The organism is Planococcus sp. NCCP-2050 (assembly GCF_023708025.1).
Lineage (GTDB): Bacteria > Bacillota > Bacilli > Bacillales_A > Planococcaceae > Planococcus.
Genome location: NZ_BRCX01000003.1, coordinates 223,527 through 240,380, shown reverse-complemented (window position 1 = coordinate 240,380; position 16,854 = coordinate 223,527). Strand labels below are relative to the sequence as shown.

Sequence of the window (16,854 nt, the reverse complement as noted above, 5' to 3'; positions counted from 1 at the left end):
TTCCATCACCTCTCTTTTCCATACCCCGGCATCTATAAAAAAATCCCTCTGCCAAAAGGCAGAGAGAAATCGATTAATATTGAAGCAAAGTCATGACGTCGTAGCCGTCTAAGTTTTTGCGTCCATCCAGATACGTCAATTCGATCAAGAATGCACAGCCGACAACAACGCCGCCAAGCTGTTCAACCAAATTGATCGTAGCGCCGATCGTACCGCCAGTCGCTAAAAGATCATCGGTGATCAATACTTTTTGTCCAGGTTTAATGGCATCTTTGTGCATCGTCAAGATATCTTTTCCGTATTCAAGGCCGTATTCAGCGCGAATCACTTCACGCGGCAATTTTCCTTCTTTGCGGACCGGTGCAAAGCCGATTCCAAGTGCATAGGCTACCGGGCAGCCAATGATGAATCCACGGGCTTCAGGGCCGACGATAATGTCTGCGCCTACAGTTTTAGCGTATTCCACCATTTGGTCTGTCGCGTATTTATACGCTTCGCCGTTATCCATGATTGTCGTGATGTCTTTGAAGCTGATGCCAGGTTTCGGCCAATCTTCAACAATTGTTACGTACTGCTTTAAATCCATATCTGTTCTTCCTCCTTGGCTGATACTTTCGCATCAAACCACTCTTTTAAGTCTTTATAAGATGCATACAAAAGCTTTTCTTCCAATGCAATCTGCTGTTCCCGCTTCTTGTAGATCGGCGCTTCCGACAAATCACGTTTTCCTGGAGATTCAGCAAGCTCTGTAAGTCCATTGTTAAGTGTAACAAAACCGAGTTCAAAAAACACCTGCAGCATGAAAAATATTGACTCCCGGCTCCAGCCTTTATGCTTTGCCAGTTCATCGCCATGCTTTTTGAAATCGAACGTCCCCCGCTTTTTAAGAAACGCAAACAGCCATTTAAATTGCTCGCGCGTAGGGATCTGCTCGAAATACTGCGATTCCTTTGCATAGAAATGAGCATAGATTCGCTGCGGTTTTAAAATCGACAATATTGTGGCTAATTGCTCTTCCGTGTCCGGCATATCGAGCAGCACCAAATGGTGTTTCGGCTCGTCCAATCCACCCAAAGCTTCCGGGCTATAGATGGGCTCATCGATCAGCGTTCGGAAAACCGCTGCTGTATCCGGCTTAAAGGCAAGGAAAACCTGCCCTTTTTCAGGAATCAGCTTCGACCAGCGCGATACTTGGCGGATGCCGCGGATATCGAATAATTGCCACTGATCGGTCCGCACATCTTCTACCATTAATTGCGGTTTCTTGCGGCCGTTCCATTCATTGATCTGCAAGTCGCCAATTACATCAATTTTCACATCCGGCGTCAACTCATCGCCAATCGGCCCGATGCCAAATCCTACTGCATCTAGTGTTCCTGAATTTTGTGCAAGCTCCATCTTCAAATGATTCTGTGCGGCACCGATCTTCCGGATGGACGAAACCGTCACGCCTTCCAAGAAAAACTTCGGCTTCGCAAAGCCCATCCCAAATGGAGCAAGGTAGCGCATCGATTCGATCGTCTCAATATCGATTTCATCCAGTCTGACCGGAATGTCAATTTCCACGACCGGAATCAAATCTTCCTCCGTCAAGCTGTCTTTTGCTTGATGATTCAATCGTTCACGCAGTTCATCGACATGCGCCATTTGGAGCGTCATGCCGGCCGCCATCGGGTGTCCCCCAAAATGCGGCAAAATATCCCGGTTAACCGCAAGCTCGTTATAGAGATGGAAGCCGTCGATGCTTCGGGCAGAACCTTTCGCTTTTCCGGTTTCCGGATTCAGCGACAAGACAATGGACGGACGGTAATATTTTTCCGTCAGTTTGGATGCAACGATCCCGACCACTCCCGGATTCCATCCTTCCTGGGCCACCACAATGACATAGGGCGGCTCGTCCGGATAACGCTGGTCCACTTGAGCTATGGCTTCATCTGTTATTTTCTTTACGATCGCCTGGCGTTCTTTATTCAAGACATCAAGGCCGCCTGCCAAGTTCCGCGCTTCTCCTGGATCGTCTGTCATGAACAATTTTACGGCAGGGTCTGCATCTTGCAGTCGTCCAATTGCGTTAATACGAGGACCGAACATAAAGCCTATCGTTTCTTCTGTGATTTCACGCTGCTTGACACCTGACACTTCTGCCAAAGCTTCGATAGCGGGACGCGGTGAATTTTGAAGCGCCGAAAGTCCTTCTTTGACGAACAAACGGTTCTCGTCGTGCAGCGGCACAAGATCCGCGATGGTACCGATCGCAACAAGTTCAAGCAAATGCTCCGGCACATCTTCGTACAAGGCTTGGGCCATTTTAAAAGCCACACCGACCCCTGCCAGTTCACCAAAAGGATATTGCCCCTCCGGATGCCGCGGATGGACGATAGCGAGTGCGTCCGGCATCGTGTCGCCGATGTCATGGTGGTCACTGATAATGACTTCCATGCCTAAATCATTGGCAAATGCCACTTCGTCAATGCCCGATATGCCATTATCGACTGTAACGATCAATTTAACGCCTTCGTCGAATGCTTGCTGGAACAATTCCTTATTCGGACCATAGCCATGCTTGAACCGGTTCGGAATCTTGAATATGGCATCTGCTCCTAAATCTTCTAAAACCGTCATCATGACTGTTGTGCTTGTTACTCCATCGGCGTCGTAATCGCCGTAAACCATAATTTTTTCCTGGGATTCAATGGCCTGGCGTATCCGCTCGACAGCTATATCCATATCTTTCATCAAATAAGGATTATGTATGCCGCTTGGGTCCAAGGCCATAAACTTTTTGGCTGTGTCTGCGCTTGTAATGCCGCGCGTCACCAGAATTTTTGCCAAGACGGACGAAATTGATAATTCCTTTTGAATTTCTTCTACTAAATTTTGATCAGGCGTCGTTAAGCGCCATCTTTTTTTCGACTCAATCATCCTCATTCACTTCCTTACCCGTTCATTATACAGAAATTTTCTCCAGACAAAAACCTTTCGGCAGTTTCGCCGAAAGGTTTTGGATTAAAGCTGTGCTTTTTCGTCTGTGATGATCATCGCTTCCGGCTCCACGCCGGCTTTCTGGTATTCCGCGATTTCATTTTGCTGAGTAGCGATCAAAGATTCCTTCACAGCCATTTCTTTTTGAAGCGCCTTTACTTTCCGTTGCAAAGTGAATGTCCGGATAATGCCGACCACTCCGCTTAACAGGAACCCGAGCAGCGCAGAAGCTAAAATGACGAGGATCAACGGCCATTCCGCTTCCCCAAATACATAATTCACCGGTACAGGGTCTACGTTTACCGTCGCAAAAATGGCAATAATTACAGCGAATAAGAGTCCTAACAATACGAGCCATTGATATTTCATATGGGTTATCCCCTTTCGAATAAATAAAAAAAAATGGAACAAGGTCATATTCTCTATACCCTGTTCCATTTCCTTTATAAACTTATCCTGCTTATACGACAGGCTCGTCAGAACCCCATTTGCTTTTCTCTTCCAATTTCTCGATGTCGATTGGACCTTTTTTATTCAGTTCACGTTTCTTCAACACGAGCCATAATTGAGCTGCGATGAAAATAGAAGAATACGTACCGGCGATTAAGCCGATCAATAACGCGATCGAGAAGTTTGTTATGGATGGTGCTCCGAAAATCAATAATGCAATGACCACAAAGATAACAGTTAATACCGTGTTCACTGAACGTCCAAGCGTCTGGCGAAGTGATTTGTTGACAATATCTTCTAATGCATCAAGTGTATCGATTTTCTTCATGCGTCTCATATTCTCGCGGATACGGTCGAATGTAACGATCGTATCGTTGATCGAATAACCGACAATCGTTAGTACAGCTGCGATAAAGGTGATGTCGACTTCCAGTCGAAGCAAACTGAACACGGCAATGATGAAGAATGCATCGTGCAGCAAAGCAACGATAGAAGCGACACCCATGCGCCATTCAAATCGGAATGCGACATAAATAATAATTCCAATTGCGGCATATGCCAATGCTTGAATAGCGTTTTTAGCCAATTCGATTCCGACAGTAGGAGAAACGGTTGAAATATTCGGCTCTGCACCGTATTCTTCCATCGCTACAGCTTTCAGATCATTGATCTGTTCTTGGCTAAAATCATCTGTATAACGGGCAACTCCGATATTGTTATCATCACCGGAAATAACAACGCCTTCTGTTTCGTATCCAGCTTCATCCAAGAAGCTTTCAACTTCCTCTTTCGTCAGCGCTGAATCCGCAGTGATTTCAACACGTGTACCGCTTGAGAAATCGATTCCCAGATTAAGCCTAAATATACCGATTACAACCATTCCGGCTACAATCAAAGCAATAGAGGCGATAAAGAATTTATTGCGGTTGCGGGCAAAGTCGAAACGGTCGAAACGAGTCGACAAATCCAGAATTTCAAGATTTTCTTCCGGTTTATGGACAAGCGATTTACGCAAACCGAATAATCCGTATTTGCCATCCAGCACGCCGCTGTGAACCCATAAGCCAAGAAGCAAACGAGAACCCCAAACAGCGGTCAAGAAGCTGACCAAAATCGAGATGATCAATAGTGTCGCGAATCCTTTAACTGAGCTCGTCCCGAAAATGAAGAGCACGATCGCTGCAATCAAAGTCGTGACGTTTGCATCCAGAATTGCCGAGAACGAACTAGCAGCTCCCGCTTTAAACGAATCTTTGATCGAACGGCCAGTACGCATTTCTTCGCGAATCCGCTCGTACGTGATGATATTGGCATCGACTGCCATCCCGACACCGAGCATGATTGCCGCAATCCCTGGGAGCGTCAAAACGCCGCCGATCATTTCGAATACCAGAAGGATCAGGTAAACGTAGACCGATAAGGTGATGACTGCAATAAGGCCTGGCAAACGGTAATATACCAACATGAACAGCAAGACAAGCGCAATACCGACTGCTGCTGCAAATACCGTTTGATCCAATGCTTGAGCGCCGAATTGTGCACCTACGGAAGTCGAGTAGATTTCCTCAAGGGCTACAGGAAGCGCTCCGGCATTTAAAATACCGGCTAAGTTTTGAGTTTCCTCAACAGTGAAAGCACCGGAAATTTCGACTGAAGGTGAATTGATGCGCTGTGAAACGCGCGGTGCTGAAACGAATTTCGGATCAGGCTTCGCCATTTCAGCTGCGTAAGAATCCACGCCTTCTTCAAAATCCAACCAGATGACCAAGACGTTGCTTGGCGGCGGCATTTGAGAAATTTCGCTCGTGATTTCAGCGAATTTGCCAGGATCATTCAATTCAAGCGTTACAACCGGCTGGCCATTTTCATCGAAGTTAGCAGCTGCTCCGCCTTGCTTCAAATCATTGCCGGCAAGCATGACTTCATCTTCCGCATTGCGGAAAGTCAAGTTTGCTTCTGTGGATAAAAGTTCCCGGGCAGTCGCCTGGTCCTCCACCCCAGCAAGCTGGACACGAATACGGTCATCCCCTTCAATTTGGATGACAGGCTCGCTGACGCCGAGTACGTTGATCCGGCTAAGCAAAGCATCCGTCGTGTCTGCTAAAACATCTTGAGTGATTTCCTGTCCATCTTCAAGGGCAGTCACTTCATAAAGAACTTCAAATCCACCTTGAAGATCCAGACCTAATTTAATGTCTTTTGCGATGGGTAAACTCGTGGTGCCAATCATTCCTATCAGTACGATGACCAGTAAGAAAAAGGCTATAATACGACCTCTTGCTTTCATATGTAACTTTCCTCCTCAGTGTGAAAAACACAGCACTATCATTATGAAACAGGTGCTGAACCGTGTCAAATCGAAGTTGGCTTTTTGTTCGATGGACGCAGCAGCTGTTCTAAGTCCTCTTGTCCACTTTCCGTAAACCAATTTCCGCCCTTTAAACCTTCAACTTGATGATAGGCAACGAATTCCGAGGCGGTCATCTCCATAATTTCATTGACCATTTCGTGCAGGCGCATCGTTTCAACGTCTTTTTTCCGCCATTTTTTCTTTACACAATATTGCCACAAATCTTCAGGCGTGAAAGTATCGTATTGGAAATAATGAAATTCCGAACATTTGCTTTCGAGCGCAGGCAAAACCATTTCGTATTGTTCGGTAAATTTTAACATATTAGATCTCCTTTCAGCCGTTCTTTTCCATTGTATACGAATGAAGGAAAGTTTAGAACAATCTTTTTTCTGTATTTGGAACATCTTCAGCTTAAATTATTCAAAAAAAATCGCCTTCTAGTCGAAGGCGAAATTTTTATTAGATCGTCGATTTAGCAGATTCAACAACGCGAGCGATTGCTTGGCGTTCGAATTGCATACGCGTTCCGTCAGCAACTGTGATGTAGACAGTTGCATCGTCAACAGCGTCGACTAGGCCATGAAGGCCGCCGATCGTGACAATGCGGTCTCCACGGCGCAATTCCGACTGCATATTCGCTGTTGCTTTCTGGCGTTTTTGAGCAGGACGGATGATGAAAAACCACATTAACAAGAACATCAATAGTAATGGTGATAAGGCTATTAAAGTATCCATTTTTCAATTTCCCCCTTTCACTTTCTATCTGTGTTTAGAAATTTTTAGCGTTTGGCTTATTGAAACCGTAAGCTTCAAAAAATTCTTCGCGGAAATCTCCCAGGCGGTCCTCACGAATCGCTTGGCGCACCTGTTCCATTAAGTTTAACAGAAAATGAAGATTATGATAACTAGTAAGTCGGATTCCGAACGTTTCATCTGTCCGGATCAAATGATGGACATACGCACGTGTGTAATTTGTGCATGTGTAGCAGTCGCATTTCTCATCAATCGGACCAAAATCACGTTTAAATGCTGCATTTTTCACATTCAAACGGCCGGTGCTCGTCATCAATGTACCATTTCTTGCGATGCGGGTCGGCAAAACGCAGTCGAACATATCAATGCCGCGGATTGCACCGTCAATCAATGAATCCGGTGAGCCAACACCCATCAAGTAGCGCGGTTTGTTTTCTGGAAGCAATGGCGTTGTGAATTCTAAAGCACGGTTCATTACATCTTTCGGTTCGCCTACAGACAAACCGCCGATTGCGTATCCTGGGAAATCAAGCGATACTAAATCGCGTGCGCTTTGTTTGCGCAAGTCTTCGTATTCGCCGCCTTGCACGATTCCGAACAAACCTTGGTCGTTTTTGCGGGCATGCGCTTCTAAGCAGCGTTCTGCCCAGCGGGATGTCCGTTCCACACTCGACTTCATGTATTCATGAGATGCCGGATACGGCGGGCATTCGTCGAAAGCCATCATGATGTCGGATCCAAGGTCGTTTTGGATTTCCATCGCTTTTTCCGGGCTCAAGAACAATTTATCACCGTTCATGTGATTGCGGAAGTGAACGCCTTCTTCTTTGATATTGCGGAATTCACTTAATGAGAATACTTGGAAACCGCCTGAATCCGTTAAAATCGGGCGATCCCAGTTCATGAATTTATGCAGGCCGCCTGCTTCTTTGATGACGTCGTTCCCTGGGCGCAGCCAGAGGTGATACGTATTGCTCAAGATGATTCCAGCGTTCATCGCTTTCAATTCTTCCGGCGACATCGTTTTCACTGTCGCTTGCGTTCCGACTGGCATAAAGGCAGGCGTTTCAAAAGAACCGTGCGGTGTATGGACGATCCCTAAGCGAGCACCTGTCTGTTTGCATGTTTTTATATGTTCATACCATACTGCTTGCGTCATTGATGAGTCTCCTTTTTCTGTGGTTCAATGAACATCGCGTCTCCGAAACTGAAAAAGCGGTAGCGTTCATTAACAGCTTCATTATAAGCATTTAAAATATTTTCACGGTTCGACAAGGCGCTGACGAGCATGACCAAGGTCGATTTCGGCAAATGGAAATTCGTGATCAAACCGTCGATCGCTTTAAACTCAAAGCCCGGGAAAATGAAGATATCGGTCCAGCCGCTGTCTTCTTTCAATTCGCCGTCAAATTTGCTCGCGACGGTTTCAAGTGTCCGTGTTGACGTCGTTCCGACTGATACCACGCGGTTGCCACGTTTTTTCGTCTCATTGATCAAATCAGCCGTTTCCTGATTGATGCGGTAAAACTCCGCGTGCATCGTATGCTCTTCGATCGAATCGACTGATACCGGACGGAACGTGCCGAGGCCGACATGCAGCGTAATAAAAGCGATATTGACGCCTTTCGCACGGATTTCGTCGAGAAGCTCGTCCGTGAAGTGAAGGCCTGCTGTCGGAGCCGCAGCGCTTCCCCGCTCTTTTGCAAAAACGGTTTGGTAGCGTTCCTGATCTTCAAGCTTTTCACGGATATAAGGCGGCAAAGGCATTTCGCCCAATTGCTCCAAAATCTCGTAGAAAATGCCGTCATAGACCATTTTAAAATGGCGTCCGCCATGATCAAGGATGCCGGTGCATTCCGCTTTTAAAAGCCCGTCTCCGAACGAAATCACCGTTCCAATTTTCACTTTCTTCGCAGGCTTCACGAGCGTTTCCCATACATCGTCTTCGATTTGCTTCAGCAGCAATAATTCGATATGGGCACCCGTCTCTTCTTTGACGCCCATTAAGCGGGCCGGCAGTACGCGTGTGTCATTCAATACTAAGGTGTCGCCCGCTTCTAAATGCTCGGTGATATCCCGGAAATGGCGGTGCGTGATAGTGCCTGTTTCTTTATCCATCACCAGCAGCCGGCTCGAAGTCCGGTCAAGCAAAGGCGTCTGGGCAATCAATTCTTCTGGCAAGTGGAAATCAAAATCATTAACATTCATGTCAAAAAACTTCCTTCATTTGGAGTCATTCAGGCATTTCCATATTGAAATGCTCATATGCTGTATGGGTCACGACGCGGCCTCTTGGGGTCCGTTGAATAAAACCGATTTGCAGCAAATAAGGTTCATAGACATCTTCGATCGTCGTCGATTCTTCCCCGATGCTTGCGGCAATCGTATCCAGTCCAACCGGGCCTCCCCGGAAGCGCGTGATCATGCCCATCATTAATTTATGGTCAATATGGTCGAGGCCAAGCGGATCGACCTGCAGCATCTCAAGTGCTTGCGATGCCATTTCTTCTGTAATCGTCCCGTTGCCGCGCACTTGCGCAAAATCACGGACGCGTTTCAATAATCGGTTTGCAATTCGCGGCGTCCCACGGGAGCGCCGGGCAATTTCAACAGCGGCATGAGGATCGATCTCCGCTTCAAATAATTGCGAACTCCGGACCACAATATCCGTAAGTGATTCGGTATCGTAATAGTCAAGGCGCGCATGCACCCCAAAACGGTCACGAAGCGGTGCAGACAAAGCACCCGCCCGAGTTGTCGCACCGATCAAGGTGAACGGCGGTAAATCAAGGCGCACAGACCGTGCAGTCGGCCCTTTTCCAACGACGATGTCGAGGCAGAAATCCTCCATTGCCGGATAAAGCACTTCTTCGATGGACCGGTTCAAACGGTGAATCTCATCAATGAACAAGACATCGCCCGGTTCTAAAGACGACACAATGGCCGCCAAATCCCCAGGACGTTCAATCGCCGGTCCGCTCGTCATTTTGACATTGACCTCCATTTCATTGGCGATAACCGCAGCAAGCGTTGTTTTACCGAGTCCGGGAGGCCCGTACAACAACACATGGTCCAGACTTTCTTCGCGCATTTTCGCCGCTTCGATAAATATCTCCAGGCTGTGCTTTACTTTTTGCTGGCCGATATACTGTGATAAAAACTGCGGCCGCAGCGACTGTTCAAAGCGTTCGTCAAATTCGGAAATTTCACCGCCAATTACGCGTTCTTCCATGCCGTTCGCCTCCTTTTCATCAGTTTTGTTTCAATAATAATTGCAAAGCTTTCTTCATATAGCCTTCCGTATCCAGATCCAAGTCTTTCAGCTTCGGCTTCACTTTCGCAATTTCGCGCTCAGAATAGCCGAGAGCACCGAGTGCAAGCATCGCTTCTTCAAGTTCCATATCGTCATTTGACAATAAGCCTTGGAAGTTATCCGATTCAAGCGGCTCGCCGAAGAATTCCGTAAGCTTCCCTTTTAAATCGAGGATCATCTGGCGGGCCGTTTTCTTTCCGACGCCCGGGAATTTCACCAAATACGATTCATCTTCCCGTTCGATCGCTTCAATGACGTGCTGCGGCTGACCGCTTGCTAGGATCGCAAGAGCACCTTTAGGACCGATGCCGGAGACAGAAATCAATTTACGGAATAATTCGCGCTGCTCCAAGGTCGGGAAACCGAATAATAATTGCGCATCTTCACGGACATGGTGATGCAGGAAAACCTGCAGCTCTTCCGATCCGAACGAATACGGATTCGGCGCAAAAATCTGCCAGCCGATGCCTTGCTGTTCCACTACCAAATATTCAGGAGTCACTCGCGTAACCGTCCCTTTTATGTAATCGTACATTCTATTCGCCCCTTCAATTTAACCTATTGATTATAGCATATTTGTTCCCCTTTTACGAAACAAACCCGTTCCGAAAACGTCCGTGGTAAAATAGAAGAAATCATTTAAAAAAGCTGGAGGATTCCCATGAAAAAACTTTACGGCGAACAGCGGCGCCAAATCCTGCTGGAAAAATTAAAAACAGCCGAAGAACCATTGACCGGCGGCGAACTCGCAGCTTTTGCAAATGTTTCGCGGCAAGTGATCGTTGGAGACATGACGCTGTTAAAAGCAAAGAATGAACCGATCATTGCGACCAGCCAAGGTTACCTCTATATGAATAACCAGCCGAATCCCGAAATCAGCCGGACCATCGCCTGCCACCACCAGCCGGATGACACGGAACGCGAATTGAAAGTTCTCGTTTCCACCGGCGTAACGGTTAAAGACGTATCCGTCGAACATCCGGTCTATGGTGAACTCACTGCCGGCATCCATGTATCGAACCATCAAGAAGTCGACGCTTTCATGCAGCGCGTCCGTGAGACTGGCGCAAGTTATTTGCTGGAGCTGACCGGCGGCACCCACCTCCATACGATTACTGCACCGAATGTTGCGATGCTTGAACAAGCGATTGCGGCGATGCGCGAAAACGGCTTTTTGCTGGAGGAAAATGAATAAATTCATGCTAAAAATCCTGAAACCGTTCGCCGGTTTCGGGATTTTTTCTTTTATTTGCGGAATTGGTGTTGTTGTTTGCGGAATAACTGAGTTTATTTGCAGAATCTGCATTGTTGTTTGCGGGATAAGCGAGTTTATTTGCGCAATCCCCTACTATATTTGCAAAAATCGCTGCTAGGCAGAAAAAATCCCACGGCGCCATCGCCGCGGGATTTTATCACTCGCTCTTATACGTATAATACGACCCCAGACTTTTCACTTCGCAGCCAAGCGCCGTAAGTTCCTCGAACGCCCCTCGCATCATCGGTGCCTGTTCGTCTTCTAAGACGTCGGTGATGAAGAAATAATTGCCGAGGCCAGTTTTAAGCGGACGCGATTCGATTTTGCTCAAGTTAAGCTGGCGCCATGCAAAGACGGAAAGTACCTGGTGAAGCACGCCGGAATGGTCGTCTTTTGGCGGTGAAATCATCAAGGTTGTTTTCACTTGGCCTTCGTGGCTCGGATCTTCCAGGCGGTGATTGGTTTTCGACAACACGAAAAAGCGGGTATGGTTGAAGTGGAAATCATGGATATCGCGCTGCAGAATCGTCAAGCCGTATTTCTCGGCTGAGAATTCATTGCCAATCGCTGCAATATTGCGTTCCGGTATCTCGCTGACCATTTTCGCAGCAGCGGCCGTCGAGCTGTATTGCTCAAGCGGTGTGTTTTTATATGTATAGTAAAGAAATTTATGGCATTGCGCCAATGCGTGCGGGTGTGAATAGATCGCTTCCAATGATTCTGCCCCTGCATTTTCCGGATGGACCAATAAATGCTGGCTGATCGGTGAAAGCACTTCTGCCACCACGTATAATTGCGCTTCGTGGAATAAATAATCCACTGTCAGTGGAACAGATCCTTCCAATGCATTTTCCAGCGGCACGACAGCATACTCGACGCTGCCTTCTGCCACTGCTTCTATGCATTCAGGAATGGAAGTGAAGGGAACCAATGTGCTGCTCGGAAAGACACGTGAAGCTGCCAAATGCGTAAAAGACGCTTCCGGCCCTAAAAAAGAAATTCGGTTTTTCAAACTTTTTTCAGCCATCCAACCACTCCTCTATTAAGATAATCCACTTGAAACCACATCAGCCGACTCGACAAAATCGAGTTTTTTCAGCTGCTGCAAGAAAGTTTCCAACTCCAACTCCATCGCCGTTACATCCAAGGAAAGCGTGACATTGGCACGGCCTTGGATCGGAATGGTCTGATGAATGGTCAAAATATTGCACCGGGCTTCCGCAACCGACTGCAATAATGTCGCAAGCGTTCCCGACCGGTCCTCAAGCTGCAAGAACACTGTCAAAATCCGCTCTTTGACAATTGAGTGGAACGGGAATACAGCGTCCCGGTATTTATAGAACGCGGAACGCGAAAGACCTGTTTTATTGACTGCGTCTAATATGGACATATGTTCGCGCTGCAGCAGTCTTTTCACTTCAAGCGTTTTTTGCATCGCTTCCGTCAAAACGTCTTCGCGCACCAAATAATACCGTTGTTCTGATATATCCTTCATCCATTAACCCTCCATCTAAAGAGAAACTAAACCCAGCCGGCACAAGTGGCCAGCTGAGCTCTATCCGGACTGATCCTTCGATCAATCCATAAATTCAAATTCAAATTCCATCAAACGAACCGTGTCGCCGTTTTCAGCGCCGCGTTCACGAAGTGCATCATCGATCCCCATGCCGCGCATCTGGCGGGCAAATCGGCGGATTGAATCTTCACGCGAGAAGTCGGTCATCTTGAAAAGACGCTCGATTGCATAGCCTGAAAGAACAAACGAACCATCCGGGTCGCGCGTAATTTCAAAGCCATCGCCTTGCGCTTCGTGCTTGTACAATACAGAGCTTTCAGACTCGTCTGCCGCTTCGTCGATCAATGGGAATTCTGGAGTGACTTCTACTAGATCCGTCACTGCGAATAAAAGATTCGACAAGCCTTGGCGCGATAGTGCTGAAATCGGGAAGATCTGTGCATCTTCCGGCATTTTCTCGCGGAACTTTTTCAAATTCTCTTCCGAATCCGGCATATCCATCTTGTTCGCCACAATGACTTGCGGGCGTTCTGTCAGGCGCATATTGTACTGCTTCAACTCTTCATTGATGGTCACGTAATCCTCATACGGATCACGGCCTTCCATCCCGGACATATCGATTACGTGGATGATAACCCGCGTACGTTCGATATGGCGCAGGAATTGATGCCCAAGGCCAACACCTTCATGCGCGCCTTCAATCAATCCTGGCAAATCGGCCATAACGAAACTGCGGTGGTCATCTGTTTCAACCATTCCGAGATTCGGTACGATTGTTGTAAAGTGGTATTCAGCGATTTTCGGTTTTGCAGCCGAAACGACTGACAATAAAGTAGATTTCCCGACACTCGGGAATCCGACTAACCCAGCATCCGCCAATACTTTCAATTCCAATATGACATTGCGCTCAAATCCAGGTTCCCCTTTTTCCGATAATTCCGGAGCCGGGTTCTGCGGCGTCGCAAAACGGGAATTTCCGCGTCCGCCGCGTCCGCCGCGAGCAATGACAGCTGTCTGTCCGTGTTCCACTAAATCGGCGATCGTTTCGCCTGTATCTGCATCTTTTACAACCGTGCCAGGCGGAACTTTGATGATCAAATCCGAAGCTTTCGCACCGTGTTTATTGGCGCTCATGCCGTGTGTACCGCGGTCTGCCTTAAAAATCCGTTTGTAGCGGAAATCCATCAATGTGCGCAAGCCTTCTTCAACGATAAAGACAACATCCGCGCCTTTACCGCCGTCGCCGCCTGCAGGTCCCCCGTTCGGTACATATTTTTCGCGGCGGAATGCGACCATTCCATCTCCGCCGTCCCCACCTCTAACATAAACTTTTACGTGATCGACAAACATATTATCCCTCCATCTGTGCGCGTATGGCGATTTTCAAGCCATCCGGTTCGCACGCTTTCACTATCTCAAGCTCCGTTTCCGGAACCGCTAATTCTGTCCATTCACCAGTCAACCGAATCTCTGCAATAAAAAAAGAATCTTCGTTCGAAAACGTGATGAAGCATTCGTACTCCTCGTAAGGATCCGTCTGTTCAAGCGCCGCTCTGATAAGCGCTTCAATCGTTTTCGAATAGGTTTCATCCAAATGGACTGGTGCCTTTGCCGCCAGGCAGCTCAGATGAAAACGGATTTCCGGAAAGCGCCATTGCGCTAGCAGCAGCCACTCTTCCGTCTTTTCCATTTTCAATCCCGAGAGCCGGCTCATCTGCACAGCCGCTTCGCCATGCGAGCGAATAATCGCCTGGACCTCATCAAGGCGCCCAAGATCCAAATTCATTTTGATCAACTGCAATTCATTCAAGAAATCATGGCGCGCATGCCGAAGCGATTGTGCCACTGTCATTGGTGTTTTCATAAGTCACGTCCTGTTCGTCTTCTTTTTTCAGTATACCAATTTTTTCGATGGATTTCCCGGAAAAAGAAGCGGCGAAACCAATTTACAAAACACCGCCATAGTTTTTCAAAATAAAAAGGACTGCATGCGCAGCCCTTTCGTTTTGTATTAAGCTTCTTGTGCTACTGGGTACACGCTCACTTTTTTCTTATCGCGTCCGTAACGTTCGAAACGTACGACTCCGTCGATTTTAGCAAAAAGAGTATCGTCTCCACCGCGTCCAACGTTTTCACCTGGATAAATTTTAGTACCGCGTTGACGGTATAAAATTGAACCACCAGTTACTTCTTGGCCGTCTGCACGTTTAGCGCCAAGGCGTTTAGATTCTGAGTCACGTCCGTTTCTCGTTGAACCTACACCTTTTTTAGATGCGAAAAACTGAAGATCTAATCTTAACATTCTGTCCCACCTCCTAAGCTGTGAAGGTTATTTTAATATATTCTTCATAGTCTTGTTCAATCGTTTTTAATGAAACAATCATGCTGCGAACAAGCAATTGAACCTGTCCATCTGTTTTCTCGTCCAGGCCATCCGGGAAACCGACTTTTAAATAGCCGCTTTCAGATTGCGTAATAGCCGGTTCGATTCCGGTAAGTTCCATGATGGCGTTCACCGCTCCAAAAGAAACAGCTGATGCTCCGGCACATACCAAATCTTGCCCGTGTTCTGCAAAGTCCGCATGACCCGACATTTCGAAAGAAGAAATGCGGCCTGACGCTTCTTTAATTTTTACGTTAATCATGTCTTACAGGTTGATCGCGTCGACAGTCAATTTTGTGTATGGCTGACGATGACCTTGTTTTTTACGGTAGTTCTTTTTCGCTTTGTATTTGAAAACAGTAATCTTTTTAGCGCGGCCGTTTTTAACAACAGTTGCCGATACAGTAGCTCCTTCAACAAAAGGAACACCCACTTTAGAATCGTCTCCACCTACAAATAGAACTTTATCAAATGTGATCACGTCACCAGCTTCACCGTTCAATTTCTCAACGTAGATTTCTTGGCCCGCTTCAACTTTGATTTGTTTACCACCAGTTTCAATAATTGCGTACATATCCTTGCACCTCCTCTTAGACTAAGACTCGCCTATTCAGGTGATCGGCATTGCTGCTGATTCTTATATAACCTGATTCGAGCGGTTGTAGCACAGGTGCGCTACAAACATAACATTAGAATAATACCACGGCAGCGCATGGCCCGTCAATGGTTTTATTAAATAGTGCGCGTTGGGGTGCGAACTTTCTGCTGCGAGGTGTGAAAATTTTCGTTTGAGGTGCGGAAAAATTGCCCTGAGGTGCGAAACAATCGCAGCGAGGTGCGTTCAGCTCCATATCGACCCAAAATACGTCTCCAATAACTCCCGCCTCGGAACAATCCATCGTTTGCCGCGTTCATTTCCCTGCAGTGCAGAGTTTTCCAACAACCGGTAAAGCAAATATTTGTCTTCGACACCGAGCAGCCGATAAGCAAAATTCGTCGGCAGCTCCGCTCCGAATAAAACCGCATATTCCTGTAGCGTAACTTCATGTGCATCACGGAAATAGCCGCCGCAGCCAGCACAATGCCATTTTCGATTTTTTCTTATCAAAGCAGAATTTCTGCACTGCGGACAAGTTACGCCGAGACGCAATGAGCCGACATCAAGGGCATAGCGCTCCAACAAATTCTGCTGGAAACTTTTCTTAGGCAGAGCCCTTACTTTCGCCGACACCTTATTCTCATCAAGCAGCATTCTTCCACCAGCCAAACTTTCCAAGTAAAACGGCAAGTAATCCAGAGACACGGCCGGATAGTTCTTCGGTCCCTCTACCACTCTTCCTGAACGGCTCGCCAGTACAATGACGCCAGTGACAGGAATTCCCAAAAACCTTTCTGTCGCTTTCACTGCACGATGCAGTTGAGACTCTGGGCTTTTCATCCCTTCAATACGCCCGTCCACTGTCCGATGGAATTGGAAATTTTCCGAGTCAAAGTAAAAATCGCCTTTCATGTTTTTCACTTCAAGAACGCAGACAAATTCCCGATTCACTACGAGAAGGTCTACTTGCGCATAACCGTCTTTATGCGGAATCGACAAATCCGTCAGAATAATTGTCTGCCCCGGAAGAACCAACTCCCTTTTCAAAAGGGAGAAGGTCCGACTTTCTCCTCCTGCTCCAGCCAGTGAATTTTTTAATTCGCTGAAAATGGAAATCCAGGCAGGATGGTTTTTCGAAACTCTTTCCGCCAAAATCATTTGAGCCAACAACCGTTCGTTCACTTTACACCTCCCATTCCAAATAAAAACCCCCGTTTCCAAACTGTCTCTCCTCGTTAACAAGCAGAAACA

Annotated in this window: 19 protein-coding genes and 1 other annotated feature; of the genes, 1 reads left to right on the top strand and 18 read right to left on the bottom strand. The window is 47.1% G+C overall.

The genetic code is table 11. From position 1 onward, the window contains the following. Window positions 1–73: 73 nt before the first annotated feature. The 10 genes from NFU07_RS12735 to ruvA all read right to left on the bottom strand — a co-directional run bounded on the left by NFU07_RS12735 (window position 74) and on the right by ruvA (window position 10,386). Complete coding sequence (locus NFU07_RS12735; protein WP_251478686.1) at window positions 74–586, bottom strand: adenine phosphoribosyltransferase; 513 nt, start codon at window positions 584–586, stop codon at window positions 74–76. Further along, window positions 577–2,922: a single-stranded-DNA-specific exonuclease RecJ gene (gene recJ / locus NFU07_RS12730; protein WP_251478683.1), complete on the bottom strand. Its 2,346-nt coding sequence runs from the start codon at window positions 2,920–2,922 to the stop codon at window positions 577–579. Before recJ ends, NFU07_RS12735 begins: the two co-directional genes overlap by 10 nt. 84 nt (window positions 2,923–3,006) lie before the next feature. Then, entirely contained in the window at window positions 3,007–3,351 is a 345-nt protein-coding gene (locus NFU07_RS12725) for a LapA family protein (RefSeq protein ID WP_235199006.1), read from the bottom strand. Between the two features lie 91 nt (window positions 3,352–3,442). Next, a complete protein-coding gene (gene secDF / locus NFU07_RS12720; RefSeq protein ID WP_251478681.1) occupies window positions 3,443–5,719 on the bottom strand; it encodes a protein translocase subunit SecDF in 2,277 nt (758 codons plus the stop codon). A gap of 65 nt (window positions 5,720–5,784) precedes the next feature. Further along, window positions 5,785–6,105, bottom strand: a complete 321-nt coding sequence (locus tag NFU07_RS12715; protein ID WP_251478679.1) for a post-transcriptional regulator — start codon at window positions 6,103–6,105, stop codon at window positions 5,785–5,787. Between the two features lie 139 nt (window positions 6,106–6,244). After that, window positions 6,245–6,520, bottom strand: a complete 276-nt coding sequence (yajC, locus tag NFU07_RS12710) for a preprotein translocase subunit YajC (protein WP_235199004.1) — start codon at window positions 6,518–6,520, stop codon at window positions 6,245–6,247. Between the two features lie 34 nt (window positions 6,521–6,554). Further along, entirely contained in the window at window positions 6,555–7,697 is a 1,143-nt protein-coding gene (tgt, locus tag NFU07_RS12705; protein WP_251478677.1) for a tRNA guanosine(34) transglycosylase Tgt, read from the bottom strand. Beyond that, a complete protein-coding gene (gene queA, locus NFU07_RS12700; RefSeq protein ID WP_251478675.1) occupies window positions 7,694–8,746 on the bottom strand; it encodes a tRNA preQ1(34) S-adenosylmethionine ribosyltransferase-isomerase QueA in 1,053 nt (350 codons plus the stop codon). Before queA ends, tgt begins: the two co-directional genes overlap by 4 nt. Window positions 8,747–8,771: 25 nt before the next feature. Further along, the gene (ruvB, locus tag NFU07_RS12695) at window positions 8,772–9,770 is read right to left on the bottom strand and encodes a Holliday junction branch migration DNA helicase RuvB (protein WP_251478673.1); all 999 of its coding nucleotides are present in this window, start codon (window positions 9,768–9,770) and stop codon (window positions 8,772–8,774) included. A gap of 19 nt (window positions 9,771–9,789) precedes the next feature. Then, on the bottom strand, window positions 9,790–10,386 hold the full coding sequence (gene ruvA / locus NFU07_RS12690) for a Holliday junction branch migration protein RuvA (RefSeq protein ID WP_251478671.1): 597 nt from the start codon (window positions 10,384–10,386) through the stop codon (window positions 9,790–9,792). 126 nt (window positions 10,387–10,512) lie between these two features. Here ruvA and NFU07_RS12685 point away from each other — a divergent pair, with 126 nt between their 5' ends. Next, window positions 10,513–11,046 carry a transcription repressor NadR gene (locus NFU07_RS12685; protein ID WP_251478669.1) on the top strand — a complete coding sequence of 178 codons (534 nt, stop codon included), beginning with the start codon at window positions 10,513–10,515 and terminating at the stop codon, window positions 11,044–11,046. Between the two features lie 217 nt (window positions 11,047–11,263). Here the strand turns inward: NFU07_RS12685 and pheA are convergent, their stop codons facing one another. From pheA to NFU07_RS12645, 8 genes are all read right to left on the bottom strand, one after another. Beyond that, on the bottom strand, window positions 11,264–12,133 hold the full coding sequence (gene pheA / locus NFU07_RS12680; protein WP_251478667.1) for a prephenate dehydratase: 870 nt from the start codon (window positions 12,131–12,133) through the stop codon (window positions 11,264–11,266). Between the two features lie 15 nt (window positions 12,134–12,148). Further along, on the bottom strand, window positions 12,149–12,601 hold the full coding sequence (locus NFU07_RS12675; RefSeq protein WP_285835964.1) for an ACT domain-containing protein: 453 nt from the start codon (window positions 12,599–12,601) through the stop codon (window positions 12,149–12,151). Window positions 12,602–12,682: 81 nt separating this feature from the next. After that, the gene (gene obgE / locus NFU07_RS12670; protein WP_251478665.1) at window positions 12,683–13,972 is read right to left on the bottom strand and encodes a GTPase ObgE; all 1,290 of its coding nucleotides are present in this window, start codon (window positions 13,970–13,972) and stop codon (window positions 12,683–12,685) included. A gap of 1 nt (window position 13,973) precedes the next feature. Continuing rightward, entirely contained in the window at window positions 13,974–14,486 is a 513-nt protein-coding gene (locus NFU07_RS12665; RefSeq protein WP_251478663.1) for a Spo0B domain-containing protein, read from the bottom strand. 147 nt (window positions 14,487–14,633) lie between these two features. After that, on the bottom strand, window positions 14,634–14,924 hold the full coding sequence (gene rpmA / locus NFU07_RS12660) for a 50S ribosomal protein L27 (RefSeq protein WP_008431505.1): 291 nt from the start codon (window positions 14,922–14,924) through the stop codon (window positions 14,634–14,636). A 13-nt stretch (window positions 14,925–14,937) separates the two neighbouring features. Next, on the bottom strand, window positions 14,938–15,267 hold the full coding sequence (locus tag NFU07_RS12655; RefSeq protein ID WP_251478661.1) for a ribosomal-processing cysteine protease Prp: 330 nt from the start codon (window positions 15,265–15,267) through the stop codon (window positions 14,938–14,940). Window positions 15,268–15,270: 3 nt separating this feature from the next. Further along, entirely contained in the window at window positions 15,271–15,579 is a 309-nt protein-coding gene (rplU, locus tag NFU07_RS12650; protein ID WP_235198996.1) for a 50S ribosomal protein L21, read from the bottom strand. Window positions 15,580–15,593: 14 nt separating this feature from the next. After that, window positions 15,594–15,676, bottom strand: a sequence feature (ribosomal protein L21 leader region). 170 nt (window positions 15,677–15,846) lie between these two features. Then, on the bottom strand, window positions 15,847–16,785 hold the full coding sequence (locus NFU07_RS12645; RefSeq protein ID WP_251478659.1) for a nuclease-related domain-containing protein: 939 nt from the start codon (window positions 16,783–16,785) through the stop codon (window positions 15,847–15,849). Window positions 16,786–16,854: the final 69 nt, after the last annotated feature.